Annotated in this window: 1 protein-coding gene; it reads left to right on the forward strand. The window is 64.8% G+C overall.

Going from position 1 to position 781, the window contains the following annotated elements; all coding sequences use genetic code 11:
• Window positions 1-483 precede the first annotated feature (483 nt).
• Window positions 484-781, forward strand: a 298-nt coding sequence (locus ID132_RS13050; protein WP_211198212.1) for a hypothetical protein, incomplete at its 3' end; no start/stop codon positions are given.

Here is a 781-nt window from a genome sequence, read left to right on the forward strand (position 1 = left end):
TGCCATTTCGTGGGCCTCGGTCATGCTGACCGGCGTCATCCCGTTGATCGTCGCGACATCGCGCGGTGCGTCCGGGTTCAGGAGATTCATGATCGGGATGACGATGCTCACCGTNAACGCGCGGCCGGCCCTTGGCGTCGTATTCGCGCACGCTTTGCGGCGTCGAGGTCAGGAACGTCTCCACGAACAGGTCAGCCATGAGCTGGCGGACGGTGCGGGGATCCTCGATGAACTCGGCGTCTGCAGCGGAGAGTGCTTCCCCACGTGCCTGTGCGTCGCGGACGCGGCGACGGTGCTCGTCAGCCTCGTTCACGTGCTCCTCACGCAAAGCTTTCGCTTGCTGGTACATGAGGTCATACATCGCGTGGGCTTGCAGGGTCGGAACGTCGGCAGTGATGCGCGACATGCCAAAGTCGCGGTCTTCGATCGTGACGTGGCGGGCCTGGTATTCGTGCTCGAACGCCGCCTCGNCTCAGCACCCAGTTGGGCGGCGAGCTTGCGTGCGAATGCGTCGGTTGCGGCGACGGTCTCGCCCTTCGCGAGCTCGAGCACCTTGTTCGCGTATTCATCGCGGCGCGCGTCAGGCACGATGCCCGCATGCCGCAGCAACGCGCGAGCATGCCGCATCGTCACCGCAGCCTCGCGCAGTGGGTCGAGCCACACAACAAAGTCAGTACCCAACCGGTGCGCGTCGTATGCGCGGTTCAGGAGGGCGGTGTCGGACTCGTTGGTGTGAATCCCGAACTCCGCCACGATCGACCGCAGGTTCAACCGCAGCAGG

The sequence above is a fragment of the Gulosibacter sediminis genome (genome assembly GCF_014904065.1).
Lineage (GTDB): Bacteria > Actinomycetota > Actinomycetes > Actinomycetales > Microbacteriaceae > Gulosibacter > Gulosibacter sediminis.